The organism is Acinetobacter schindleri, from assembly GCF_010918895.1.
Classification (GTDB): Bacteria; Pseudomonadota; Gammaproteobacteria; order Pseudomonadales; family Moraxellaceae; genus Acinetobacter; species Acinetobacter schindleri.
Genome location: NZ_CP044483.1, coordinates 2,055,393 through 2,082,306, shown reverse-complemented (window position 1 = coordinate 2,082,306; position 26,914 = coordinate 2,055,393). Strand labels below are relative to the sequence as shown.

Below are 26,914 nucleotides of genomic sequence, written 5' to 3'. Positions count from 1 at the left end.
GTAATATGCAACAAGATGCAAAGCCATCATCAAAGGGAATAGCCATGACAACGACTCGTTATGCGAATATTTTAAAACCGCTTCATCTGGGATTTACCACGATTAAAAACCGGGTGGTGATGGGTTCAATGCATACCGGGCTGGAGGATCGTTTCTATAATTACCCTAAACTGGCAGCTTATTTTGGTGAGCGTGCCAAAGGTGGGGTAGGGCTGCTCATCACGGGTGGTATTTCTCCAAACCGTCAAGGCTGGTTACTGCCTGCAGGCGGGACCATGAATACCTTGGGAGATATTGCTCCGCATCGACTGGTAACCCATGCTGTGCATAAGCATGGTGCCAAAATCCTGTTGCAAATCCTGCATGCGGGCCGTTATGGCTACCAACCTTTTGTAGTTTCAGCGAGTCCAATCAAGTCCCCGATTTCTCCTTTTAAACCACGCCAGCTTTCAGAAAAACAGATTCTGGCTACTATTCAGGACTATGTAAAAACTGCCAGTCTGGCAAAAAAAGCCGGCTATGATGGTGTGGAAATCATGGGTTCAGAAGGTTACCTGATTAACCAGTTTCTGAGTCGTCATGTTAATCAGCGTAATGATCGCTGGGGTGGTTCGATAGAAAACCGGATGCGTTTTGCGGTGGAAATTGTCAAAGCGATTCGGGCCGAGATTGGTGAAAAATTTATTATCTGCTTCCGTCTGTCTTTACTGGATCTGGTACATGATGGTAATACCATGCAGGAAGTCATTACCGTCGCTAAAGCATTAGAGAAGGCCGGAATTACTTTACTCAATACCGGGATCGGCTGGCATGAAGCACGTATTCCAACCATTGTTACGTCTGTGCCACGGGCTGCTTTCGTCGAGTACACTGCAGAAGTAAAGAAAAATGTTACTGTTCCGGTGATCGCATCGAATCGTATCAATATGCCAGATACTGCTGAAGAAATCCTGGCATCAGGGCAGGCGGACATGGTGCAAATGGCACGTCCTTTACTGGCAGATGCTTTCTGGGTCAATAAAACAGCGACCAACCGTGTTGATGAGATCAATACCTGTATCGCCTGCAACCAGGCTTGTCTGGACCATACGTTTAAAAATCAGCGTGCTACCTGTTTAGTGAATCCGCGTGCTGGATATGAAACTGAACTGGTTTATGTAAAAACCAAAAAACCGAAACGGATCGCCGTTGTGGGTGGGGGCGTTGCAGGTATGTCAGCGGCAACCGTGGCTGCCGGACGTGGTCATGAGGTGACCCTGTTTGAAGCGACGAACGATGTTGGTGGTCAGTTCAACCTGGCCAAAGTAGTGCCGGGTAAAGAAGAATTTCATGAAACCATTCGTTATTTCAAGGTTCAAATAGAAAAGACTGGGGTTGAATTACGTCTGAATACCAAGGTCAATCGTGAACAGCTGGAACGTGAAGGTTTTGATGAGGTGATTGTGGCGACTGGCGTTGTACCACGCGCCTTGAAGATTGCGGGTAGTGATGCGCCACAGGTCTTGTCCTATACCGAAGTGTTGAATGGAGCATCTGTCGGAGATCGAGTTGCCGTGATTGGTGCAGGAGGAATTGGTTTTGATGTATCTGAATTTTTGCTAAAACCACCATTGCAACCTCAGCCAATGCCTGTAGATGAATGGAAGCGTGAATGGGGAGTAGACCCAAATCCAAATTATGTGACTGAAGGAGGAATGCAGCCTGCGGAGGTTGAAGCACCAGTCCGGGAAATTTATCTGCTCCAACGTAAAACCACACCACTTGGTGCTGGTCTAGGGAAAACCACAGGCTGGGTACATCGCGCACAATTGAAAAAACATGGTGTACGCATGCTGCGGGGTGTGCAGTATAAGTCGGTTACTGATGAAGGCTTATGGATTGAAGTGGATGGACATGACCAATTGCTACGCGTAGATACGATTGTGGTATGTGCCGGTCAGGAATCAGTGAAAGAAATCATGCCAGTTGAAGGTCAAAAAACTATAGCTAAGTATTATATTATTGGTGGTGCCAAACTGGCGGCAGAGCTGGATGCCAAACGCGCGATTCGTGAAGGTGCTGAACTGGCAGCCAGATTGTAAGGATTTGATGAAACTATATGCAGTTGATTGCATTCACTGTAATTTTCACTTGTCAGGTGAGAAAAAGCTCCGTATGATGGCGCACATGGAAGCGTGGCAGAGCGGTTTAATGCACCGGTCTTGAAAACCGACGAGGGCTTATACCCCTCCGTGAGTTCGAATCTCACCGCTTCCGCCAGATACGAAAAACCCCAGTCAATGACTGGGGTTTTTTTATTGCCTGGATATTTTGAATGCGGAACCTGAATCATTAAATTAAAGTAAAAATTAGAATGTGGGGGACATATAAACGACTGAGATAGATTGACAGTGATAAAGTAGATAAAAAGTGCCAAAAGCTAAAACTTAGACCTTTTTTGTGTGGTAAATAGGATTAAACGTGGTTTGAGTTAATTGAGCGCTATAACCACTATAGAAGTTAAAAAAGCAGAACTTCATCTGGATAAAATAATAAAGCTTTCAGCTGGCAAAAATCTTGATCTATGTATTGATACTGATCCTCATGGGAGCAAGTGCTCAAACTTAAATAACAGAAAATAAAATTTCAGCTTTAGGAGGAAATTAAGAATTTTATGTTTGCATGATTATTAGAGTCTTTCATAAATTATGTTTAATCACTATCAAGACAATTCCTTCTCCTTATAGAAGATTTTCGAAACAGGCTCCTTAGGAAGAGCTTTCCACCCCCTCATCCTGTTGCGAGGCAGTGCTTCTTATCCCAAAGAGAGAAGGCACTTTTAATATCCATTTAAAGATAAATAGCACGATCATTTTTTGATTTATAAAAGTGATCTATTAAATTCAAATTAATTTTGAATATATTGTTGAATTTTAATAGTCAGTCCTACAGGCTGACGCTGCTGAAATCCAAGGTGGTATTGATAATTACCTAGCAAGCTTTTAACCAATGCCAGTCCCAGACCATGGCCGTGCTGCTGAGCAGATTTTCGCCAGAAGCGTTGTCCTAAATGTTGAATATCCTCGGCTGTAAGTTGTTGTCCATCATCTTCAATCACCAGGCCATCAGACTGCATGGAAATCCAGATATGGGCAGCCTGTGCATGTAGCAGGGCATTTTCAAGCAGATTTTTCAGTACCGTATACAGCACAAATTCAGGCAGCTGAATTTCACCCAAGCTGTCCCAGTTCACTTGTATTTTTTCGTTCATTTCTGGATAGCGTGTACCTAAGTCTGCAAGAACTTTCTCAAGTGTGGGGCGAAGCCAGATAGTCTCAGTCATTTCCTGGACACTGTTTTCTGATTGGGTCAGCAATAAAAGCTGTTCGAGTAACAGCGTATAACGTCGGATACTCTCATTGGCCTGCTGCAAATTGTGCTGAATGGATTCAGGCAGATTCTGCTGCTGACCGATCAGCTGGGCCAGTTGTACATGAGTTTTAATTGCGGTCAGGGGACTGCGTAACTCATGTGCAGCATAGGCACTAAAGGCTTTCTCCTGTTGCAGACTGTCATTGAGTTTCTGAATCAACTGGGTGGAATTGTTGACAAAAGGCTGTACTTCCTGAGGGATGCTTGCAGGCTTGAGCTGCATTAAAAAATCTGCCGCCTCTGAATAGTTAAGGTTTTTCTGGTTCAGGTATTGACTGAGCTGATCCAAAGACCGGAACTGTTGGCGGATAATAAAAACGATCAGGGCAATACAGATCAGCAGTGAGAAGACCAAGGGAATCAGTACGGACTGCAGAATCTGCTGTAGTAAGGTATCCCTCAAGAACATACGTTCTGCTGCCACCACCTGAATATCGCCACGACGCAGGACATAACTGCGCCATTCCGTATCACCCTGTTGCCAAGTGCTGAATCCTTCTGGTCGCTGGCTTAAATTTTGGGGAGCACCGCGTGTTTTGGCGATCACCTGATTGCCTAACGAGAGGTCAGAGCTAAAAAGAGAGACTTCACAGGCAATTAACTGGTTTGCATCATCATTCTTGGCTAATTTGGATAAGGTTGCATCCCCCAGACTATCCAGCGGTAACTGCTGAATCAGCCGCGCAACCATTTGCGCAGATGCCGATAAGCGTTGATCCAGCGTGTCTTGTAAACGCTGTTTCAGGTCAATATACAGCCATGAAAATACCGCACTCCACAGCACAATAAACACGGCCAAAAGACTCATGACCAGACGCCATTTCAAGCTGTGACTAAACATGACGATGCTCAAACGGTTTGAAAATATATCCCACACAGCGAACGGTTTGAATCAAGTCTGGATGCAGTTTTTGTCTCAGGTGATAAATGTGTACATTCAGGGCATTGCTCTCGATAGCGTCCTGAAAACCATAGAGCTTATCAATAAGCTGTTCATTTTTCAGGATCTGATTGGGGTGGCTCATCAGGGTTTCCAGCAGGCTGAATTTACGGCGAGATAAATTCACGGCCTGGTCTTGATAGGTCACAGTCTGGATATCCCGGTTTAGAACCAGTTCATCAAATTGCAGGGTATTCGAGGCAAAGCCGCGGTGGCGACGGGTGAGGGCATGAATCCGGGCAATCAGCTCCTCCAGTTCAAAGGGTTTGGTCAGGTAGTCATCGTCAGGGCCTGAACACACTGATCGGTGCGCAGCCGCGCCGTCAATACCAGTACCGGGAGATCAATCTGGTCGCGTCGCCAGCTGTGCAGCAACTCCAGGCCATCCTGATCGGGCAGGCCTAAATCCAGTAAACACAAATCGACTGCACTATGCCGGATAAAATAATCTGCAGCACGTGCGTGACTGACATGCTCCACTGAAATATTCAGATAGTTCAGAGCAGCACAAATGCTCTGTGCGATATAGGGATCATCCTCAACCAATACAATAAACATAGAACATCCTGATCAAACTGCCATTATTTTATAAATGATTTGGGCTGTTAATGTTGCCTTAATTTTAGTTTTTCAATAATGCAGTCCTAACAGGAGGAGATCAGCTGGATGTTGAAGTGGATATTGGGTGCCGTGATCGGCGGTGGAATCATGACGGGAACTGCACATGCAGACTTTTTACCACCAGATCAGGCATTTCAGTTTCAGGTGGTTTCTACAAGTCAGGATCAGGCAGAGCTTAGCTGGAAAATTGCAGAGGGTTATTATCTGTATCATGACCAGCTTAAAGTGTCTTCTCAGCAGACTCTAGTCAAGCTAACATTGCCCAAACCCGAAGACAAAGACGATCCCAATTTCGGTTTGACCCAAGTGCATTATGGGCAAGTCAAAAGCAATATGAATGTGCAGCCCAACCAGCAGTTTGTGGTGCAGTGGCAGGGCTGTGCAGAAAGCGGTTTATGTTATCCGGTGCAACGCGCCACGGTATCAACTGATGCAGATGGTCTATTTCCAGCGCAAAACCTGAGCAAAACACCAAAACTGCTGGCCAGTACTGCACAGCCACAAGCAAACGAAAAAATTCTGAATGCTCAGAAAGATGAGTTCCAAGCTATAGAGCAGACTCCAAGTACAGATCAAGCCCTGACTGAAGAAAAGGTAGAGGAAATACAAGTCGCTGCAGTTTCTGAACCTGTGGTGCAGCCTGAGATGGAATTAACAGAGAAAAATGACCAGCTCATTGCAGACCTTAAAAATCAAACTTCGTCAGCAGGAATGAATAGCCAGTGGAACAATGACCAGTATTTTTTAAGTCTGCTGTCAGAACAAGGCCTGTTAATTAATGCCCTGATTTTTCTCGGGCTTGGCATTCTGCTGGCATTTTTACCGTGTTCTTTACCTTTAATTCCAATTTTAACGGGAATTCTGGTCCAGCAGCACCGGGGCTACCGTGCTGCGCTGATTGCGCTGGTCTTTGTTTTGGGTATGGCACTGGTCTATGCGGTCATGGGACTTGCTGTGGCACAGCTCGGTTATAGTTTTCAGCGCTGGTTTCAAAGTCCGGTATTCATCAGTATTTTCAGCATTCTGTTTGTTTTGTTCGCACTTAATCTGTTCGGAGCATTTCAGCTGTCCTTACCCCAAGGCATGTTGCAGCGTCTGGATCAATGGCAGCAAAAGCAGAAGGGTGGCACGCTGATTGGTGCCGGTCTTATGGGCATGATCGCGGCACTGATTGTCGGGCCATGTATGAGTGCACCGTTGGCCGGTGCCTTAATCTATGTGTCTCAGCTTAATCAACCAATGCTGGGAGCCAGTTATCTGTTCGTCTTAGGCCTTGGGCTGGGCTTGCCACTATTTATTGCTGCCGTATTTGGGTCCCATCTTTTACCCAAGCCTGGTATCTGGATGGATCGCCTGAAGTTTAGTTTTGGCTTTGTCATGCTGGCGCTGGCCTTGTATTTCGCCCGTCCACTATTGCCCGGCATTTTATACCTGAGCCTTTTGGGTGTGGTACTGATCACCTGTTCAGGCTACTTCTTGTTCAAGATGCTGCCTCATGTGCATCGGTCTGTAGCGAAAATAGGCCTGATGCTGCTCAGTGGTTTACTGGTCTATGCAGGAGGCATGCAGCTCTACCATGTCTGGAGTCAGGTACAGGTGGCCCATGTAGAATCACGGCTTGAATGGCAGAAGGTCAGTACAGCCGCACAATTGCGACAGGTTTTAGTTAAACATCCTGCACACCCGGTGGTGATTGATGTCTATGCAGACTGGTGTGTGGCCTGTCAACCGATTGAAAAGGATGTGATTCCACGTAGTGATGTCCAGACGGCTTTACAAAATGTGGTTCGTATCAAATTAGACCTGACCCACTATCATCCAAGTCAGGATGAGCTGCTAAAAGAATGGCAAATCCTCGGACCACCCACCTTCATATTTCTAAATGCAGCGCATCAGGAACAGCGAGACTTGCGTTTAACCGGAAGCTTTAGCGCGACACATTTACTAGGCACATTGCAGCAACTGCAAGGAGAGCAACCATGATGATTTCCAGTGATGCACTGCATCTGGGACCTTTGATGTTGCCCTGGGCACTTATTATTGTTGCCACTGGCTTGATGCTGTTATCTGCCATCCTGTTTGGATTAGCCAGAAAGTATTCATGGTCTAAACAGCAGCTTGGGCAAAGTCAGGATTTGCTCTGGAGCAGTTTTTTGGTTGGAATGCTGGGTGCGCGTCTTGTTTTCGTCCTGCTTAATGCCGAGCTGTATTTTGCAGCACCCATCGACATACTGAAAATCCAGGACAAAGGTTTCCATTTATGGGGAGGGGTGCTGCTTGGTGCTTTGTGGTATGTCATTCGAAACAGACAGCTGCAGACCCGATTCAAAGCCATCTTGTTGATCATCTTTGTACTCTGGATCGGGCTTGGGCTCGCGTTAAAATCCAGCCTAAAAACTGAAGCAGCGTTTCCTGATCTCGCCTTTGCTGGACTAGAACAGGAGCGTCTGGGTACAGACAAGATTCCACTTAGCCAGTTCATTGGCCAGCCCACGGTAATTAATTTGTGGGCGAGTTGGTGTCCGCCGTGTCACTGCGAAATGCCGGTGTTAGCCAAAGCAGCCAAGCAACATCCTCAAGTGAATTTTGTCATGCTCAATCAGGGTGAGGAGGTTGAAACTGTAAATGCCTATTTAAAAAAACATCAGTTTCAATTTAAACATGTCCTGCTGGATCCATATGGTGAACTACCTCAGCAGTTGAATAGTTTTGGCCTGCCAACGACGCTGTTTTTTAATGCTCAAGGCCAGCTGGTCAAGCGGCATATGGGAGAACTCAGTCCGGCCATGCTGCAGCAATATTTAAACAGAATTTCAGATCAACCTTAAAAAACGGAAGAACTTAGTATGAACAAAATTTACCAGATGCTTGGTGTAGGTATGTTCCTGATCATGAGCATGCACACGCAGGCAAATATTAAACAGAATATTGAAAAACAGGGTTTTGTATTTATAAAACAGATTCCGGCACCGCAAGGAATGACCGGCTGGGTGGGGCATGAAGACCAATACTCCAATACGCTATTTATCTCCAATGATGATAAATACTATATCAAGGGCGAACTGTTTGATGCGCAAGGGAAAAGCCTGTCCAATGAGCAGATTGAAAAACATATGAAAAAAGCGGTATTGGACGATGTCTGGAAAACCCTGGAAAAATCGACCTGGATCCAGGACGGCAAGCCAGATGCACCACGGGTGGTTTATGTCTTTTCCGATCCCAATTGCCCATATTGCTATAAATTCTGGCAGGCGGCTCGGCCTTGGGTCGAATCAGGCAAGGTACAGCTGCGTCATATTCAGGTCGGTGTGATCCGTGAAGAAAGCCGTGGTCAGGTGGCAACATTGTTAATGTCGAAAGATCCAGCGGCAGTTTTTAACGATATGAACAAGAATAAAGGCAAAAAGCAGCTCAAGAAAATGGAAAAGATTCCTGCCGGAATTGCTGCAAAAATTGATGCCAACCAGGCCCTAATGGGGAAATACGGCTTTTTCTCCACACCGTCGATGGCCTGGAAAAACAATCAGGGTGAATTTAAATCTACTCAAGGCCTGGCGATGGATGTCAAGGAAATTTTTGAACAATAATATTTTAACTGCATGATAGAAAAGTAATTTTTACTTAAAACATCTATACATGATTGAGATCCAGATTTACATTGGTGTATAGGCTAAGCATGAAGAGCAGATAGGAAATGTCAAATTTGGATGATCCACGGGTACTGCTTGCTTTGGAACGAACCGCTCTGGCGTGGAACCGGAGTGGTTTGGCATTAATTGCTTTTGGTTTTGTGATTGAAAAATCCAACCTGCTAGTGCAACTGGTGGACCCAGACACTTATGCACAGAAAATAGCTTATTCACAATGGTTGGGAATTGCGGTGATTGTATTTGGTATGTTGGTGAATTTCGCCTCAATCCTGCAATATCGACGGGGGTCGACATCACTGCGACCGCTGGAATTTATTGAAGGTTATTACACCCAGTATCCCGTATGGCTAAATCTGTTTACTGCTTTTAGCGGACTGCTTCTGATCATTTCTTTTTGGCTGCACTAAGAAGAGGGCTGGGCGCAATACAGCTCGTACAGCTTTTGCATCAGGCTCAAGACCTTGGGATCACTCAGACGATAGAAAATCTGTTTGCCCTCACGTCGGGTGCCAACCATGTCGGCCTTACGCAGTACAGTCAGCTGTTGTGAAAGTGTAGGTTGATGAATATCGGTAGATTCTTCAATTTCCTGAACATTCATTTCCCCGTCGACTAAGATACATAAGATTTTCAGACGATCAGGATTGGCTAAAACTTTTAGGCATTGGCTGACGAAATCGACCTGTGAAAAATCAATTTTGGCATTTGCAGCAATCATATCCATAGATGTCCTCGAAACCTTTGATGTAGCCCGTGCAGTTTACACAATTTACCATAAAACTGCTTGATTATTATTTTTTATTATATAATATAAAAAAGTATATTGTATAGGGATTGATTCATCATGCATGACTTCCTCATCGCATTTATTGGCGGTTTAATGCTCGGACTTTCAGTGGTCGGCTATCTTTACGTCAATGGCCGTATTGCAGGAATCAGTGGTTTGGTTGGGCAGGTATTAAACCCAAAAACCGTATTTAAAACGCCTGCGATCTGGTTCTTATCAGGCTTGATCATCACACCGTTTATTTATGGTCTGTTTGTACAACCTGAAATCGAATTGAATGCCAGCCCATTGATGATGATTGTGGCAGGTCTGCTGGTAGGCTTTGGGACACGTTTGGGTTCGGGCTGTACCAGTGGTCACGGAATTTGTGGCATTAGTCGGCTGTCTAAGCGTTCTATTGTCGCGACGATGACTTTTATGTTTGCAGGTTTTGTCACCGTTTATATTATCCGTCATATCACAGGAGCATTCTAAAATGAAAAATGTGTTTGCCTTTTTATTTGGTGCTCTGTTCTCTGTGGGTCTGATGGTGTCAGGCATGTCTAATCCGGAAAAAGTACTCGATTTCTTGGATCTGTTTGGTGATTGGGATGCCAGTCTGGCCTTTGTCATGATGGGCGCGATTGCGGTAGCCTTTATTCCCTTCCAGAAAGCATTACGTACGGCGCAACCGAAAACAGTATTTAATGAGCCTATTGATTTGCCTAAAAATAATCAGATAGATAAGAAACTGATTACTGGTGCGGTTTTATTTGGTGCAGGTTGGGGGATTGCGGGCATCTGTCCGGCACCAAGTTTCACCTTGATCGGTTTAGGCCACTATCAAGTGTTCTATTTTGTTGTAGCAATGCTGGTGGGTGTATGGATTCACCGTAAATGGTCAGGAGCTTAATGATGTCAAACTTACCTATAGTAAAAGATTTTTTTCACGAAAATACCAATACCTTTAGTTATGTGGTGAGTGATCCTGCAACCGGACATTGTGCCATTATTGACAGTGTCCTGGATTATGATGTGGCCTCGGCCAGTACATCGACTGCACATGCAGATCTTATTATTGCCTATGTTAAGGCACAAAATTTAACTGTCGAGTGGATTCTGGAAACCCATGTTCATGCAGATCATCTGACAGCAGCACAATATCTCAAGGCAGAACTGGGTGGAAAAATTGCCATGAGCCAGAAGATTTCTGTGGTACAGGAAACCTTTGGTGCGATTTATCATCTGGACATGAAACAGTTTAATGCCCTGCAACCATTTAACTACCTGTTTGAGGATCATGAGCATTTCAAGATTGGTGAACTGGATGCCTATAATATTCCTACGCCAGGGCATACACCGGCCTGCCTCAGCTATGTGATCGGGGATGCGGTATTTGTGGGTGATACCCTGTTTATGCCGGACTACGGTACGGCGCGTTGTGACTTCCCGCGTGGCAGTGCATCGACCTTATTCGATTCGGTACAGTCACTGTATCGGCTTTCGCCTGAAACTCGGATGTTTTTGTGCCATGATTATCTGCCTGAAACGCGTCATGACTATGTCTGTGAAACTGATGTGCAGACACAAAAGACCCAAAATATTCATATCCACGAAGGCACCAGTAAAGCAGAGTTTGTCGAAATGCGACATCAGCGTGATGCTACTTTAAATATGCCAAAACTGATTCTGCCGGCAATTCAGATCAATATGAAAGCAGGGCAGTTCCCTGAGCCTGAAGCCAATGGTGTGTCTTATTTGAAATTGCCATTGAATTATTTTAAGTAATTTTGAGCTACTGTTTCTGTAAGCCCTGTAGATACAGGGCTTTGTTGTTTATAAGACTTGATTATAAAAGGGAAATGCCAGCTCATTTTATTTCCTTCCTATGCTTCACCTCATTCTGTGCCACACTACATTTAAGCATCGGAGGAAAAAAGCAGCTTAGTCTTGATAAATTAAAATAAGTATTTAACTATCCTAAATAATTTTAAAAACTTAACATGACCTGAATATGAGTTCCCCGACCTGAAGACAGGATATTCAGTGTACCATTCGCACGTTGAGCACGTATTTTCATACTTTGTAGCCCTATATGCTTGGCTTCTATAATACATTCAGGATCAAAACCGACGCCATTATCCCGAATATTCAGGATTAATGCATGCTCTGTCTGTTCAAGTCCGATACTAATCTCGCTTGCCTGACTATGTTTAATAATATTGGTCAGTGCTTCTTCAAGAATACGTGTCAGGGTTAAACATTGCAGAGGTGTGGGCGACTTGTTCCATTTATCTGGTATTTGCCAATGTGCAGCAATGTGCAGCTCATCAAAAATTTCCATAAAGCGATGGCGGGTTGGCGCTGCCCATAATATTGGACTATCAGGTATTTTTACATCCAGACTTGAACCATGATCAATAATCTGGCGTAAATCATTACTTAATAATTTTAAAATCGATAAAAATTTTTCTTTTTCTAAATGATTATTGCGGCTCACCAGTTCGATTGAACGAACAATTGAACCACCAATACCATCATGCAAATCACGAGATAAATTAACGCGTTCTTGAAGGCGAATATTTTCTAAAGCTAATTGGTACTGAGAATTTAAAGAAGAACTGAGTTTTTGAGTCACATTATCAATTTCGTCTTTTAAAGTTTTATTAAATCGTGAAATCACCTTATTGTTACGATATAAACGCAGACCTAGTAAAAGCCCTAAGAATAAAGCACTAAATGGCGAAATAAAAGGTGACCAGAATTCATTTTGATAAGTCAGGATTTGATAAGCATCATGAATCGCAACCGGAACAAAAAATGCATGTAATCCTGCCATTAAATACACTTCAATTTGTTTAGATTTATAAGTTAAAAATGGATAAGTAGAATTTTCTAATAAGAAAATAATCATATTAAGGATGAAAAAGAAATGAATAGTTTGTTTTAAATATTCATCTGGAATAACTGCGAGTACAGCAGTGGCAAGAAAAAATATAAACAAAAGCAGTTTTTCAATGCGAGGAAATTTCAGATTGGCAAAGCGCCAGATAGAAACACAGGAGACCAAGGTATAGGTTGAAAATAACCAGGCGAGCAACCTGTCGACCTGAATACTGCTGAGTGGGGTTGAATACAGCAGAAAGAACAGGGAATAGCCGAGCCAAAACAAGACACTCGCACTGATCCAGAGATATGCTGATTCCTTACGGTATATAACCCATACCATAAAGTAAAAAATACCAACAATTACATTGATTAAAAAACCAATTGAAATCAAAGTCTTTTGCTTGAATTGATACTCTTGATAAAGTGGCAGTAGCTGGTTATAAGGTCCAATATGGACATGACCTAAATTTCCTTCCTGAATTGATGCGCTTGCTACATATATCCAGATCGTATTTTCTTTTGTCTTAAGAGCAGAGATGGGAATTTGCCAGCTACGTGGAATATTCCAACTTCGTGATAGTGGTTCAGTTAAAGATTGATCTTTCCAAAGTAAATCATCGTTTAAATAGACTTTTCCAGCCATATTAATATGACTAATAACAAGACTCAGTGGGTGGTCAGGCTTATTTTTACAGTCATAGGTCCAGTGAATTTTATACCAAGCATTACCTTTATAATCTTTCCAGTGTGAATTGATGAAATCAGGAAAGTGCTCGACTTTTGCCCAGCCTGTTGTTGGTCGTTCAACAGGGTTATTAGGAATTGCTTTGGCGATAAAACTTTCTGTAATGTATGCTTTACAGGAGGTTGAGGAAGACTCTGGTGATTGGGCATGCAATTGACAGGCGAAGAAAAACAGCAGGCATAAAATTAAGAGATTAACCCCATAGTGCGTGCAGTATGGATAGCTTTCGACCTGTTGCTCACGCAAAGTTTGCGATAAATATTTTTGATATGACATTCGATTGTATATTTTGATAGAAACAATGCTTCGGCAATCTCTCTATTACTCATCCCCTGAGCGACCAGATTTAAAATTTCATATTCACGTTTAGAGAGTAAATCATTTTTCTCTAGGTTTGAATGCTTTTCTATTGATTCAAAAGAAATATTTTTCAGAATTTGCTGCGCAATAAAAGGATCGATTGGTGCACCTCCCCGAATGACATTACGTATGGAGAGTAATATTTCAAAGTCATCACGTTCTTTTAAAAAATAACCTGTTGCCCCGGTATGGATGGCCTGAAGGATAATGTTCTGTGTGCAGCAGGTCGAAATGACCAGAATCGGGAGTTCTGCATTCAGATGATGTAGGGTTTGAATGACCTCTAGTCCTGAGCCATCAGGTAAGCCGAGATCGATCAAGGCAAGTGCAAAAGAATATTGATCAATGAAGGTATGCGCCTGTTTAACTGACTGCGCATAATAAATGACGTCGGAAGTATAGCCCAGTTCTCGCAACAGTTTTTCAGTCCGTTGTTGCATGAAAATATCATCTTCTAAAACTAATATGGGGGCAGGTAATTCCATTTCGTACGTCAGCATCAGATTGATGTCTCCCTCAAATCAAAGTGCATTTTATGAAAGAGCATGCGCCTGCAGGAAAGGACGCTATTTATAATTCAGTCGTTGTGGTGCTTTATTAATGTAGCCTAAATTTTATATATATTACAAATATTTTTAATACTTTAGAGCGGATATTTTTAACTTACAATTTATGCATTATTTCCTATAACAAATATCAAATTTTTCTGTTCTATTCCATACGTTCAATACACCTCTAACCTTTTTCGTTTCGTTATAAGAAGAATAAATACTAGGAAAAATCGAAATGAACAAATGCCATTTTTTTAGTTGACCGAAAATTTTTATGATTTTAACGGGAGATTTATGGAGCATTTAGTTTTCTAAACATGACCTAAATCAGATGAATAATTTTGGAAAATACCAATTTTCAGGGATATGTAAAGTTTCTTTTCATTGATGTAATTCATGATAGGAGAACCATGCACTTTTGTAACAGGTGTTTGGATTGAGTTAACTAGGACTGCATTTTAATCTCGTCAATTTTAATAATTTAAATATATGTTTTTATTTATTTTTTTAATTGACATTGAGATGAGAGTCGTTGCATGAGATAGAAAGTCATGAACCACATCTACCGTATTATCTGGAATGAAACTTTAGGGGCATGGGTTGCAGTTGCAGAGAATGTAAAAAGAAAAGGGAAAAGATCATCATTAAAATTAGCTGCTCTTTCCGTTACAACACTCATCAGTTTGATACATATTCCCGCATTCGCTAAAAATGAACTTTGTATGCCAGATGAGGTTTGTAAGTCATTTACCAATTTATTTGATTCTGTTGTATTAAAACAAAGCCCTGCACAAGCATATACCGATCAAGCAATCTCGATTACAGCAAGAGCTGATGATGGTAGTAATGGCCGTACAGGTGCATTATTTGTTAAGCCCAAAGCGGGTAAACCAGGTGGAGATGTTGGTACGAGCTGGGAATATAGCTATGTTGTGAACTCTGATATATCTGAAACAAACGGCTTAGATCCAATTGTTGTCATTTACCATAATGATGGGGCGTTTAATGGTGGAGGTGTGCCAAGCGGTGAATATATGCAGGCTACATTCACTCCACATGATGTAGATGGAAATGACATTTTTTTAGATGAAGTCAATCCTAGGTATCAGGTCGATACCGTTAACTATTCATCGAGTGGTGTGGCTTCAGCAAAAAACACTACTACGGTAAATGTCACTTTAGAATTCAATGTCGATTCAAATACTGGTCAAGAAACATATCTAAAAAGTGTTCAAATTCCACATTATGATTTGAATATAGATTTAGAAGATAGAGACCAGACCAGTACATCAGGTCAACATCTTAATGCTGAACTGAACTATTCCGTTCATGGGGAAAATCAGACGCTCAACTTTACTAAAACAGCGACCGCTGTGGAATTAAGCAGTCGCGGTGGTGATGGCGGAAATGGCGGGCAATATATTTTAGGTGGAAAAGGAAAACCGGGCGGTGTAGGTGGGGATGCTTCAAATTCGGTTCTAAACTTACATGATCTAGACATTGCTATTGTTGCGTCAACGCGAGCAACAGGGGTAGGTAAAGGCAGTACCGGCGTCTTAGTGAAGTCTCAGGGCGGTGATGGTGGTGATGGTGGTGGTTCTTATACGATTGACGCTGGGGGCGGAAAAGGGAATGTAGGCGGAGAAGGCAAAAAAGCATCTGCAAATATATTCAATACTCACATCATGATTAATGATGATTATTCATCAGGCGTGGTTGCGATCAGTGCAGCGGGTGATGGTGGTAATGGTGGTAAAGCTGGAGGTATTGTCTCATCTGGTGGTAAAGGAAATAACGCTGGACAAGCTGGCGAAGTTGAAATTTATACAGATAGCCAAAGCCGAATAGAAATTATTGGATCACATGGTAATGGTCTTTTAGCACAATCGGTGGGGGGAGCAGGCGGTTCCTCCGGTGCCAGTATCGGTATTGTATCGATGGGTGGGCAAGGCGGTCATGGTGGAAATGCCAATAATGTAAAAATTATAAATGAAGCTGAGATAGTAATTAAAGGAACACAATCCAATGCGATTACTGCGCAATCGGTTGGCGGTGGTGGTGGTAATGGCGGTAGTGGATTTGGACTGGTTACACTAGGCTCTATGAATGGTGCAGGTGGTAATAGTTCAATTGTTGATGTCACGAATAGTAATCAACTGACAGTTGAGGGACAGTCATCACACGGTATTGTTGCCCAATCTATTGGTGGTGGTGGTGGTAATACTGGTTTAACTGCTGGCATGGTGGCATTGGGTGGAAAGCAGACAGAAAGTAGTGCTGGTGGCGGTAATGCAGGTGTAGTTAGAGTAAATAATACCATTGGTGGAGATATTGCAACCCTCGGTGATGGTGCACATGCGGTGATTGCACAGTCCATTGGTGGCGGTGGTGGTAATGCAGGCCTAAGCACAGGTTTAGTCTCTTTCGGTGCCAATGGCGGTAAAGGTGGTCACGGTACTACGGTTACTGTCAATAATAATGCAAATATAACAACAAATTATTTATCTACAGCAAATAATGATAGTGAACGACAAATAGAAAAAGAACAGCAAGTTGGTTCCATTGGTATCTTGGCCCAATCGATTGGCGGTGGTGGTGGTAATGGTGGTAATTCAGTTGCAACAGGGGCTTTTGTCAGTTTAGCGCTGGGCGGCAAAGGTGGAGCTGGAGGTGACTCAGGTAATGTCCAGGTTCGTCATGGTGGTACTGATGGTTCTGAGCCGAGGATTTCAACAAAAGCAAATCAATCTAACGCAATTAAAGCACAGTCGATTGGCGGTGGTGGTGGTAATGCGGGTTATGCAGTATCTAATAGTGTTGGCGGCGGATTTAGCTTTAGCTTAGCGATGGCTAAAGATGGTGGTGCTGGAGGTACATCTGGTGATGTGCAGATTGATACTTTAAGTGGGGAGCTTCTTACTCAAGGGGATCGTTCAGCTGCTATTGTTGCACAGTCCATTGGCGGTGCAGGTGGTGATGGTGGTGTTGCTGGAGCTGGCAGTGTATCAGTTGGTTTTAGCCTTGGCTTAAGCTTGGGTGGAGAAGGTGGACATGGAGGTACAGCGGGAACTGTCGAAGTCAACAATAATAGCTTAATCCATACCCAAGGAGCTGATTCGTCAGCTATTGTTGCGCAGTCGATCGGTGGTGATGGCGGTGCAGGAGGAGCCGTATATAGCTTCTCAGGAGGAATGTACGCTGGCGCAGTTGGACTGGGGGGTACAGGTGGTGCCGGAGGTGTTAGTAATTCTGTTACCGTCATCAATAGCGCGGATATTATGACTCAAGGAGCGAGTTCATCTGCCATTTTAAGTCAGTCTATTGGGGGCAGCGGTGGTAATGCAGGAACAGCAATTACTGGTGCATTGGGTAACATAAGCGCCGGACTTTCTTTAGGTGGTCAATCTCGTGCAGGTGGTACTGCAAAACTTTCTAAAATACATTCACTTGCAGAAAGAATAATAACAAAAGGTGATAACGCCACGGCAATTATTGCCCAATCTATCGGTGGAGATGGGGGTAATGGCGGCAATGCAATTGGTGTGTCTGGCTCAGCCTTGGCAGGAGCTGGTATTGGCGTTGGCGGTACAGGTGGGACTGGTGGAAAAGCTGGTGCTGTCGAAGTGGTTATTGGTGATGAAACCACTGCATTGGAAGGCGTGGTTATAACACAAGGTCTTAACTCAGGTGCAGTTTTGGCGCAGTCGATCGGTGGTTCTGGAGGTAATGGCGGATATGCTATTGGAGCCGCTGCCAATGTAAATGTCGCTGGTGGTTTGAGTGCAGGTGTTGCACTTGGTGGGACTGGTGGCAAGGGAGGTTCAGCCGAAGCTGTGACCTTAACCTCACATCATGCAATATTTACAGAAGGTGAAAATTCAACTGGATTGACGGCTCAATCTATGGGTGGCGATGGTGGTAATGGTGGCATGGCATTGGGTATCGCTGCGACTGGGTCATTGGCTGGTATTGTAAATGCAGGCGGTCTCCCATCTGTAGCTTTAAGTGCGGCAGTTGGGGGTAAAGGTGGTAGTGGAGGCATTGCAAAATCTGTAGAGCTGACCAGCCATAATGTTATTGGCACAAAAGGTAATAACTCCAATGCCATACTTGCTCAATCACTTGGTGGTGGCGGTGGTAGTGGTGGTTTTTCAGGTGCATTTAGCCTAAGCGCATCAAAAGTAGGTGCTATTGCAGCCAGTGTCGCTGTGGGCGGAACTGGCGGTGATGGTGGTCAGGCAGGCACAGTGAATATCGATTCTTTTGCTGATATTGCGACTGAGGGGCACAATTCATCTGCTATCTATGCACAGTCAATCGGTGGTACAGGTGGTAAAGGTGGAATGTCTTTGGCAGTTTCTGCCGCAGCGGGCTCATCTGCTGCATTGAGCTTAGGTGCAAGTGTTGGTGGAGATGGGGGAAATGGTGGTACAGCGAAAAGTGTTGAAGTAAATAGCCAGAGCAATATCAATACGGCTGGTGATTTTTCACATGCGATTCTTGCACAGTCAATTAATGGTAATGGCGGTAGCGGTGGTAACGCCATAAATGCATCTGTGTCTTTATCCAATGGTCCTGCTACAACTGCATCAGTTTCTATTGGTGGAGAAGGTGGCGGCGTGGCTACCTTTAAAGATAAAGATGGTAATGATCTGAAAGATCAGTATGGCCGTTTAAATGTAAATGGGACTTATCGAAACTTAAGTGGTAAAAAGGTCGACGAAGAAGGGCGTTTACTTGATAGTGCAGGAAAGATTGTTAATAGTGAGGGGTATCGTGTTACTGCTCATGGTCATTTCATCTTAGATGATAACAAAATTGTAGATGCCGAAGGGCGTGAGCGAGATCAGAATGGTAACTATCTAGTTGATGGAAAGCGGTATAACGATCAAGGTTATGAGGTGACATCAGAAGGTTACATTGTTACAGCTCAGGGTAATGTGAATGAGGTCGGTAACAAGGTTAAAGCTGATGGAACAGAAGAAATAGATAGTCAAAAAAATGTTATTCACATTGATCAGAGCCAATGGGGAAGTATTGATCTCTCAAATATTCCTCAAATGAGTGATTTTGAAGCTAAACGAGTTTTGACAACTGTAGATCAATACAACGGGGACTGGAAAAACTATTTAGCGGCCATTTTGACTGAAAAACTAGAGCGAGAGCGCAATCTCAATCATGTCACTGTGAACGTTGGAAAACAATTCACCCATACTGATGACATTAAAGTGATTCAAACCTCGGGAATGAATGCTGATGCCATTGTTGCCCAGTCTATAGGTGGTAATGGTGGCACAGGTGGTCTTAGCATTAATGGCATATTAAGTTCAGGCCGGTCTGCAACCAACTTGGCTGTTGCCGTTGGTGGTGGCGGTGGTGATGGTGGTGTAGCTGGGGATGTCTTGGTTAATAATCAGAACACTCTGATTGAAACGACGGGTAAAAACTCAAGTGCTATTCTCGCGGAATCGATTGGTGGTAATGGCGGTAAAGGTGGTACGTCCATTTCTGCGAGTTTAACCAATGCCAAAGTACAAGCAGCTTCACTTACTGCAAGTGTTGGAGGTGGGGGTGGTATAGGTAATGAGGCGGGTGATGTAACTGTTATTTCGAATAATCAGGCTTCATTAAAAGATGCTGAAACCTTAGAAGATATTGCAACCATTTCGACCCTAGGGGATCTGTCTCATGGTATTGCGGCTAAGTCCATTGGCGGTGGCGGTGGTCAAGGCGGATTTGCGGGGAACTTTAGCTTAAATTATGGCAATAATAAAGGTATACCAGGTACGCCTCAGCCTCAAAGTAGTTCATTATCTGCAAGTGTAACGATTGGTGGCGGTGGTGGTACAGGCAACCGTGCGGGTGATGTTTATGTGGATAGCACAGACAATATTGTCACCAAAGGTATAAATGCGATAGGTATTAAGGCTGAATCCATTGGTGGAGGTGGTGGTAGTGGCGGTAAAGCACTCGATGTGAATATCAATGCCACCGAAGGAACAGGAATTGATTTAGGCGTTACACTGGGCGGAAAAGGTGGTTCAGGGAGTTTAGCGGGCCAAGTTCAGGTTGATTCAGAAGGTTTAATTATTACAGAAGGAGATTATTCGCATGCAGTATATGCGAAATCTCTAGGCGGTGGTGGTGGTGATGGTGGTTTTGCTGTAACAGGATCGCTGTCTAGTAATGTTGCAACATTTCAAGCAAATGCGAGTGTAGGTGGTTTCGGGGGTAATGGAAACAGCGCTGATTTGGTGACTGTGAACCGCATGGGCGATATTTATACGCATGGTACAGAGGCGGTGGGTATTTTTGCACAGTCTATTGGAGGTGGCGGTGGTGATGGCGGTATGGCAATCACTGCAAATTTAGCTAAAGCTGACTCCTACCAACTTGGTTTTACTTTGGGTGGGGCTGGTGGTGATGGACATGCTGGTAGCAAGGTCAACATAGATAATGTTGGAACCATTCTGACAAAAGGCTTTAAATCACAAGCAATTAAGGCACAGTCGATTGGTGGTGGCGGTGGTAATGGTGGTACTTCAGCTGCATTTGATGCCAAAGGCATTAATATAAAAAGTAATTTTGTTATTACAGCTGCAGTAGGTGGTTGGGGCGGTGATGGAGGCTTCTCCGATAAAGTCACAGTGAAGAATGATGGGCTGTTGATAACACGAGGTGATAGCGCTCAAGCCATCTTAGCGCAGTCGATTGGCGGCGGTGGAGGTGATGGTGGTAATGCCTATTCAGGTACTTTAATGGCACCATCTGTAGGACCTCAAGGGAAAACAACGTCATTTACTTTTGCACTAGGTGGTTTCGCTGGTGAAGGGAATAAATCAGGCGAAGTGGATGTTCAGCATACGGGCGATATCTATACCGAAGGTGATCGTTCAAGCGCAGTACAAGCACAATCCATTGGAGGTGGTGGGGGTAATGGTGGTAATGCCTCAACACTCGCAGTGAATATGCAATGCGATGAAGTATGTGCGGATCAACTAAAAAATGAAAACTTATCTTCACCTCCATCAACATCGATTTCTACCAGTATTGGTGGCTTAGGTGGGATTGGAAATGATGCTAATACTGTTACCGTCAATACCAAAGGCTTAATTCAAACTCAAGGAAATAGTTCGAACGGTATCTACGCACAATCCATTGGTGGTGGTGGGGGCGACGGTGGTAGCACATTTGCGAACTCTACGACAATCACTGGTGCCCAAAAGGCAGGTTCATCTAATTTTTCTGTAGGAATTGGCGGTTATTATGGTTCAGGTGGTCATGGTGGGGATGTGAGTGTCACACATGCCAATTCAATCATGACCAATGGCTATAATTCAAAAGGTATTTTAGCTGAATCTATTGGCGGCGGCGGTGGCAATGGTGGTGATACTTCGGGTTCCAAAATTGGTGTCGGTGGTGGAGCATTCCAAGATGAGATGAGTCACTTGCTCGACAAACTCAAAGAATCATTATCTAACTTAGGTGCAGATGAACTTGCAAAAATTTTGCCCCGTTTAACAGATGGTGCTGCTGGTGATGGTGGTGATGTCATCGTAAATACTCGACTCGATGCGGAAGCTGGAGAAATTGAATTCACTCGAGCGGATCAGACTACATTTACGCTCAAGAATTTCATCATGACTCAAGGTCAATTCTCCGACGCGATCTTTGCTCAATCAGTTGGTGGTGGTGGTGGTATAGGTGGTACTGTCGAAGGGGGGACACCTGAAATTGCTTTCGAAATTGAGGTCAATTTACCTACTGGTGAAAAAGATGAGTACGGTAATGATATATATGCTCCGAAGACAGTTAAACAGACTATTAAGAAAGCAGATGGGGGTTTATTTGCACTCGGTGGCGATGGCGGTGCGGGTGGTGATGGCGGTGTTGTAACTGTCAATAACGAACTCGATTTGTATACTCGGAACAAATCCTCACGTGGTATTTTTGCCCAATCCGTTGGTGGTGGTGGTGGTGCAGGTGGAGATTCAGATGGAAAATCAACCATCGGTATTGGTGGTTCAGGATCCATGGCGGGTAAAGGTGGTGAGGTTTCTGTTAATAACCAAGGCTCTATTTATACACAAAGCACAATGTCAGAAGGTATATTGGCGCAGTCCATTGGAGGCGGTGGTGGTGCTGGTGGCAGTGTGGAACAGGCAACCATTGCATTAGGTGGCGGAACACTCACGACTTTACTAAATGGTTTTGGAGCTAATTTACCTGTTAATAATGGGCAAGACGGCGGGTTAGTGAAAGTTCTGAGTGGAAGTAAAGCTAAACTGACTACGATTGCAACTCAAGGAAATCTCTCATCAGCAATACTTGCACAGTCTATTGGTGGTGGCGGTGGTGTAGGTGGTCATGCTAGCGGAACTGTAGCTGTTGGTGGAGCGGGAGCCGCAGGTGGTGATGGCGGTGTTGTATCCATTGATAACCTCTCAAATCTACAGACTTTAGGACATGACTCATCCGCAATTTTAGCTCAATCCATTGGCGGTGGGGGTGGTGTTGGCGGAAACAGTGATGGCGGCAATAAAAACAACGAAACCAAGAGTGCAATGTTATCTGTAGGGGGGAACGGTTCTGCAGGTGGTAATGGTAACGATTTAACTGTAAAACATGATGCCCAAATCCAAACCTTAGGCAATAACTCTAAAGGTATATTGCTGCAATCCATTGGTGGTGGTGGTGGTGTTGCAGGTAGTACCAAAGGTTTCTCAACGGATGAAATTCGCGATGAAATTGAATCCATAGGTTTAGGAAGCGGTGTCAATAAAATATTAATGAAGCCATTAGACCTTGCAGATACTGTGATTGAAAAGATGTCTGGTTGGGTGACGCCGTATATTAAAGAATATTTAATGTCAGGATCTCTTAAAGGTGGTGATGCAGGAACAGTCAGATTAAGCCTTGGTCCGGATAGTGCCGTTCAGACATCAGGTCATGCTTCAGAGGCCATAGTTGCACAGTCTATTGCTGGCGGTGGTGGTTCGACGGGTAGTACAGCTGGCCTACTTGTCGCGGGTGCATCAGCTGGTGCGAACGGTATCTCTGGTACTGTACAAGTTGATCATGCAGGTGAAGCTTTTACCTTTGGACAAAATTCAAGTGTGATCGTTGCTCAATCGATTGGCGGCGGTGGGGGACTAAGCAGTGGCATTGATCAAATTAGTCAATTTGCCCAGTTAGGTGCAGAAGGCGCTACAGGCTTAGCCAATACAGTGAGTGTTAGTAACTCGGGTGTTTTATTTACCAAAGATAAATTATCTCAAGGGATTATTGCTCAATCTATCTCTGGGGGTGGTGGGGCTACAGCACTCAGTCATCAGTTGGTTTTGGGTGGAGCAGATAATGCTGACAGTCATGCAGAAGATGTTACCGTAAGTAATAATGGATATATTGAAACAACCACAGATGGTTCGTCTGCAATTGTTGCGCAATCCATTGGTGGTGGTGGCGGTTTTGCTGCGGGTGTCGTCAATGGTAATGTAAGTGCAGGCAATGGTATGGGAGACGGTGCTGACGTAAGCGTGACTAATGGAACCTTATTGACAAGAAAACTTGCAGCATCTGGTACTGATACCACTCCATCTAAAGGGATTACCACATTCGGTAATTATGCCCACGGTATTATTGCTCAATCCATTTCAAATGGTGGGGGGTATAGCAATAACGTTGATGCTTCAGGTAATGTTACTGGTTACCAGACAGTTGCTCAGAGTGCATTAGTGAGCGGTAATGCAGGTAATGTGAATGTGGATCAGCATGACAATATCTATACGACAGGGGTTGGCTCTGTAGGGATTTTGGCACAAAGTACAGGCTTTAATGCGGGCACGATTATCATTAACAACACTGCAGATGCACTGATTCGTGGTGGATCAGCAGAGGGTGCTGCGATTCGTCTGATTGATGGACGTGACAACGCTATTCATAACGCAGGTATCTTGACCGGATCCGCATCTGATAACGTCTTTGGTCAATATTTATCAGGTCAACATGATTTGATTGATATTGGTCTGTTAAATGCAAATGCCGTATTGGCCGGTAATGCCGAAGACACGATTAACAACACTGGTTTTATCACAGGAAATCTGGATTTAGGTTCAGGTACAAATGCATTGAATAATAGAGGTGATGGCTGGATTATTTCAGGTCAATCACAAGTGATTAATGGGGTGGCCCGTAATGAAGCGAACTGGGCGGTATCGGGGGTAAATCTGGTTGGTCAAACTGACTTGATTGGGGACTTCAGTCAGGAGCAATCGGGAACTTTATTCTGGGACTGGAACTTTAAATCTGCAGCATCTTCAGCCGGTATAAATGCCCGAGCTTTGGCTGCGGCAACACCAAATTACGATGTCTTAAATGTTAGTGGTAATGCAGTGGTCGATGGCGTGCTATCTATTAATATTATGGATTCAGGCTATGTTAAACCTGGTGATTTTGCACTTAATTTTATCAATGCGAATACAGTTGATATCAGTGCTTTAAAACTAGATGCAGTTGCTTCTGCTATTGCGACCTATAATCGCAGCTTGATGAATGGTAACGGTGCGATTGTTTCAAATATTAATTTTGCACCTACTGGCTTAAGTCAAAATGCTGCAAGTTTGGGTGAAGTGATTAATCAAATCCAGTTAGCAGAAATTGCAACATTTAGACCTGTTGCAGCACCACTATTCTACCGACCTAATTTAGAGGCTTTACAGGAAACGTATAATCTATTGAGTGGTGAAGGGAGTGTGGCTAGCCAACAATTGTACTTCACCCAAAATGCAGGTGTGATGTCAGACCTTTCGATGCATATCGATTTTTGGCGTTCGAAATCGGCACATGCCCAAAATAATGGATTTGCTACAGTAAGTTGTTCAGCTGAAAATGAAGCCGGTTCTGCACGTACAGATGTGAAAAACTGTCTGGAAGATAATAAATGGAGCTTATGGATCGCAGGTCACAATGGCGAGCAGGAGCAACGTGGCAAAACATCTTCAGGCATGGCAAATGTCAATAGCGATAGTTATCGTACCATGGTCGGACTGGACTATGCGCTATCGCCAAATACGCTGGTTGGTGTGGCATATAGCAATGGCAAGACCCAGTATGAAGTTCAGGACCGTTTGACTACAGGTTTAATGGACTTTGAAGGAGTGAATATATTTGCTTCACATCGTATTCAGGACGCATACGTAAAAGCTTTGATTGGATATGACCAAGTTTCAACCGAAGTAAATCGTTATGCATTCATTGATCCTGCTCTAGATCCAATAGTTCAGGTGGCAGGTGTTGAAAATAATCTGACTGGTGAAGCTAAGGCAGATGCCTACAGTCTGCGTTTAGAAACGGGGCGTCTGTTTGAATTAGATGCTGTAAATGTGACCCCGTTTATCGGAGCGCAGTATAGCCAACTAGATACAAAAGCATTCCGCGAATCGGCGTTAGAAAGTACAGATCCATTGGCTTTACAGTATGAAAAAACGAGTGTCTATAGTGCGCCGTTATTCATCGGTGCGCAGTTTGACAAAAACTTTGTCTTTAGCGAAGGCGTGATTCAGCCATATGCCCGTTTTGCATTCAGCCATGAGTTGTCTAGCAAACGAGAAATGGATGCAAGTTTTGTTTCTGCACCAGGTTATGTCTTTAGGACACAAGGTGGTGAACCACAACGTAATAGTTTTGATATGAATGTGGGCTTTAAAATGACCTCGATTACCAATCTGTCAATTTTTGGTCAGTACTATGGAAAGTACGCTTCATCAAGTTCGAGTGATCAAGGCGGAAGTATCGGTTTAGAGCTGAACTGGTAATAGATGAGTTAATAAAAAACCGGCTTAGGCCGGTTTTTTATTAAAGATAAACCTTTAAAATATCAATAAATTACTGGGATATTTTTTATAGATTTTTCATAAAAATTTATAAATTTTCTGAGTATTTACCCATTAAATAAAGAACTTTTAATGACGACAATATTATTGTTTGACTTCAATTTTCACTAACGCCAAAGCAATCCTGTCCACATGCTGATAAGCCGGTTGTTCTAATTCTTCTCCAAAGATGTCCGGGTCAATCTCTTCATAAGACCAGCTGATATTTTTATACTGACTCATTAAGTTTTCTAAATGCGCTAAAAAACGATTGCCATCCTGAGTGACGGTAACGCCTGTATATAAGAATATACATCCCCGTGGAGAAAGATGCTGGATACCTTCTTTAATGATGCGAAAAGAGAGAGCATTGCCATCTAGCTCATCACCGCCATGCCGGTATTGACGTTGATACGGGTCGATTAAATAGGGGGGATTGGCAAAAATCAGGTCAAACTGACCTTGCAGATTTGCAAATAAATCACTCTGTACCGGATGGATTTTTTTTAAACCAGCAAAGTCGATATTCATTTGACTATATAACAGGGCTTTCGGATTAAGATCCGCGACAATCAGCTCATCATAATCTGGAAAATATTTTGCGATACTGACGGCAGCTGCCGAAGTACCACAACATAGTTCAACTGCGCGTTTCAATGGATCAGATCGGCTCGCTAAATGTTGCTTCAAGTGATAGGCAAAACGATAAGTATCTGGGCCAAAAAATACTGCATCTTGTTCTATGGTCGGAAAGGCAGAGTGAATAAATAACGCATTGTTGAGAGAAGCTACCCGTACCTGACTTAAATATAAGTTTTCCTGAAATTTAAGAAGCTGATGTTCTTCAAGTATGGAAAAAAGCGCAGGATCAAGATCTGTTTTTTTAAATCCAAGATTCCAGCCAAATATATCCTTGAGCGTAATTTCTTTATTTAAATCATTTTGTTTACGATCCAGAATCCGTTGATGAGAAAGTGGGGTAATTGCAGTAAATTGATAGTCTTGCTGTTTTAAGAAATTCAATAAATAAAGTAAGGCCTGCTGTTGGCTGGTTTTTATATCTAAGATCTGGTTCATAAGGATTTTCTCTTCTGATTCTTAGAAAATATCA

At 43.5% G+C, this 26,914-nt stretch carries 14 protein-coding genes, 1 tRNA gene and 1 pseudogene; 10 read left to right on the top strand and 6 right to left on the bottom strand.

All coding sequences use genetic code 11. The features are described 5' to 3' along the window. Positions 1–44 precede the first annotated feature (44 nt). Positions 45–2,081 (top strand): NADPH-dependent 2,4-dienoyl-CoA reductase, encoded by a 2,037-nt coding sequence (locus FSC11_RS10060; RefSeq protein WP_163166687.1) that lies wholly within the window; start codon positions 45–47, stop codon positions 2,079–2,081. An 87-nt stretch (positions 2,082–2,168) separates the two neighbouring features. Then, positions 2,169–2,259: transfer RNA gene (locus FSC11_RS10055), tRNA-Ser, on the top strand. Between the two features lie 628 nt (positions 2,260–2,887). On the opposite strand, the gene FSC11_RS10050 is transcribed toward FSC11_RS10055, so the two are convergent. Together FSC11_RS10050 and FSC11_RS10045 are read right to left on the bottom strand one after the other, a co-directional pair. Further along, a complete protein-coding gene (locus FSC11_RS10050; protein WP_163166685.1) occupies positions 2,888–4,252 on the bottom strand; it encodes an ATP-binding protein in 1,365 nt (454 codons plus the stop codon). Beyond that, positions 4,245–4,909: pseudogene (locus FSC11_RS10045) on the bottom strand (winged helix-turn-helix domain-containing protein). Before FSC11_RS10045 ends, FSC11_RS10050 begins: the two are co-directional and overlap by 8 nt. A 108-nt stretch (positions 4,910–5,017) precedes the next feature. On the opposite strand from FSC11_RS10045, the gene dsbD reads away from it, so the two are divergent. The 4 genes from dsbD to FSC11_RS10025 all read left to right on the top strand — a co-directional run bounded on the left by dsbD (position 5,018) and on the right by FSC11_RS10025 (position 9,029). Continuing rightward, on the top strand, positions 5,018–6,955 hold the full coding sequence (gene dsbD / locus FSC11_RS10040; protein WP_163166683.1) for a protein-disulfide reductase DsbD: 1,938 nt from the start codon (positions 5,018–5,020) through the stop codon (positions 6,953–6,955). Continuing rightward, positions 6,952–7,800 carry a TlpA disulfide reductase family protein gene (locus FSC11_RS10035; RefSeq protein ID WP_163166681.1) on the top strand — a complete coding sequence of 283 codons (849 nt, stop codon included), beginning with the start codon at positions 6,952–6,954 and terminating at the stop codon, positions 7,798–7,800. Before dsbD ends, FSC11_RS10035 begins: the two co-directional genes overlap by 4 nt. Before the next feature lie 18 nt (positions 7,801–7,818). Beyond that, positions 7,819–8,559, top strand: a complete 741-nt coding sequence (dsbG, locus tag FSC11_RS10030) for a thiol:disulfide interchange protein DsbG (RefSeq protein ID WP_163166679.1) — start codon at positions 7,819–7,821, stop codon at positions 8,557–8,559. A gap of 107 nt (positions 8,560–8,666) precedes the next feature. After that, positions 8,667–9,029, top strand: coding sequence for a YidH family protein (locus FSC11_RS10025; RefSeq protein ID WP_163166677.1), 363 nt, complete (start codon positions 8,667–8,669; stop codon positions 9,027–9,029). Here the strand turns inward: FSC11_RS10025 and FSC11_RS10020 are convergent. After that, positions 9,026–9,346: an ArsR/SmtB family transcription factor gene (locus FSC11_RS10020; protein ID WP_004810630.1), complete on the bottom strand. Its 321-nt coding sequence runs from the start codon at positions 9,344–9,346 to the stop codon at positions 9,026–9,028. The two genes, FSC11_RS10025 and FSC11_RS10020, sit on opposite strands and share 4 nt — an antisense overlap. A gap of 120 nt (positions 9,347–9,466) precedes the next feature. Between FSC11_RS10020 and FSC11_RS10015 the strand changes: the two genes are divergently transcribed. From FSC11_RS10015 to FSC11_RS10005, 3 genes are read left to right on the top strand one after another with little or no spacing between them, the layout of a single operon-like run. Then, a complete protein-coding gene (locus tag FSC11_RS10015) occupies positions 9,467–9,883 on the top strand; it encodes a YeeE/YedE family protein (protein WP_004810628.1) in 417 nt (138 codons plus the stop codon). A 1-nt stretch (position 9,884) separates the two neighbouring features. Beyond that, on the top strand, positions 9,885–10,301 hold the full coding sequence (locus tag FSC11_RS10010) for a DUF6691 family protein (RefSeq protein ID WP_163166675.1): 417 nt from the start codon (positions 9,885–9,887) through the stop codon (positions 10,299–10,301). A gap of 2 nt (positions 10,302–10,303) precedes the next feature. Beyond that, complete coding sequence (locus tag FSC11_RS10005; protein WP_163166673.1) at positions 10,304–11,176, top strand: MBL fold metallo-hydrolase; 873 nt, start codon at positions 10,304–10,306, stop codon at positions 11,174–11,176. 202 nt (positions 11,177–11,378) lie between these two features. Here the strand turns inward: FSC11_RS10005 and FSC11_RS10000 are convergent, their stop codons facing one another. Both FSC11_RS10000 and FSC11_RS09995 read right to left on the bottom strand, forming a co-directional pair. Continuing rightward, positions 11,379–13,298, bottom strand: a complete 1,920-nt coding sequence (locus FSC11_RS10000; RefSeq protein ID WP_227590976.1) for a sensor histidine kinase — start codon at positions 13,296–13,298, stop codon at positions 11,379–11,381. Next, a complete protein-coding gene (locus tag FSC11_RS09995) occupies positions 13,208–13,882 on the bottom strand; it encodes a response regulator transcription factor (RefSeq protein WP_004893735.1) in 675 nt (224 codons plus the stop codon). Before FSC11_RS09995 ends, FSC11_RS10000 begins: the two co-directional genes overlap by 91 nt. Positions 13,883–14,484: 602 nt before the next feature. Between FSC11_RS09995 and FSC11_RS09990 the strand changes: the two genes are divergently transcribed. Next, positions 14,485–25,746 carry an ESPR-type extended signal peptide-containing protein gene (locus FSC11_RS09990; protein ID WP_163166671.1) on the top strand — a complete coding sequence of 3,754 codons (11,262 nt, stop codon included), beginning with the start codon at positions 14,485–14,487 and terminating at the stop codon, positions 25,744–25,746. 162 nt (positions 25,747–25,908) lie between these two features. Here the strand turns inward: FSC11_RS09990 and FSC11_RS09985 are convergent, their stop codons facing one another. Next, positions 25,909–26,880 (bottom strand): methyltransferase, encoded by a 972-nt coding sequence (locus FSC11_RS09985; protein ID WP_163166669.1) that lies wholly within the window; start codon positions 26,878–26,880, stop codon positions 25,909–25,911. Between the last annotated feature and the right edge of the window lie 34 nt (positions 26,881–26,914).

What these genes read in the sequence shown, in the direction of transcription:
- FSC11_RS10015 (WP_004810628.1), top strand. Translation starts at nt 9,467, where the DNA reads ATGCATGACTTCCTCATCGCATTTATTGGCGGTTTAATGCTCGGACTT.
- FSC11_RS10005 (WP_163166673.1), top strand. Translation starts at nt 10,304, where the DNA reads ATGTCAAACTTACCTATAGTAAAAGATTTTTTTCACGAAAATACCAAT.
- FSC11_RS10035 (WP_163166681.1), top strand. Translation starts at nt 6,952, where the DNA reads ATGATGATTTCCAGTGATGCACTGCATCTGGGACCTTTGATGTTGCCC.
- FSC11_RS09985 (WP_163166669.1), bottom strand. Translation starts at nt 26,880, where the DNA reads ATGAACCAGATCTTAGATATAAAAACCAGCCAACAGCAGGCCTTACTT.
- FSC11_RS10050 (WP_163166685.1), bottom strand. Translation starts at nt 4,252, where the DNA reads ATGTTTAGTCACAGCTTGAAATGGCGTCTGGTCATGAGTCTTTTGGCC.
- FSC11_RS10060 (WP_163166687.1), top strand. Translation starts at nt 45, where the DNA reads ATGACAACGACTCGTTATGCGAATATTTTAAAACCGCTTCATCTGGGA.
- FSC11_RS09990 (WP_163166671.1), top strand. Translation starts at nt 14,485, where the DNA reads ATGAACCACATCTACCGTATTATCTGGAATGAAACTTTAGGGGCATGG.
- FSC11_RS10010 (WP_163166675.1), top strand. Translation starts at nt 9,885, where the DNA reads ATGAAAAATGTGTTTGCCTTTTTATTTGGTGCTCTGTTCTCTGTGGGT.
- dsbG (WP_163166679.1), top strand. Translation starts at nt 7,819, where the DNA reads ATGAACAAAATTTACCAGATGCTTGGTGTAGGTATGTTCCTGATCATG.
- FSC11_RS10000 (WP_227590976.1), bottom strand. Translation starts at nt 13,298, where the DNA reads ATGTCATATCAAAAATATTTATCGCAAACTTTGCGTGAGCAACAGGTC.
- dsbD (WP_163166683.1), top strand. Translation starts at nt 5,018, where the DNA reads ATGTTGAAGTGGATATTGGGTGCCGTGATCGGCGGTGGAATCATGACG.
- FSC11_RS09995 (WP_004893735.1), bottom strand. Translation starts at nt 13,882, where the DNA reads ATGCTGACGTACGAAATGGAATTACCTGCCCCCATATTAGTTTTAGAA.
- FSC11_RS10025 (WP_163166677.1), top strand. Translation starts at nt 8,667, where the DNA reads ATGTCAAATTTGGATGATCCACGGGTACTGCTTGCTTTGGAACGAACC.
- FSC11_RS10020 (WP_004810630.1), bottom strand. Translation starts at nt 9,346, where the DNA reads ATGGATATGATTGCTGCAAATGCCAAAATTGATTTTTCACAGGTCGAT.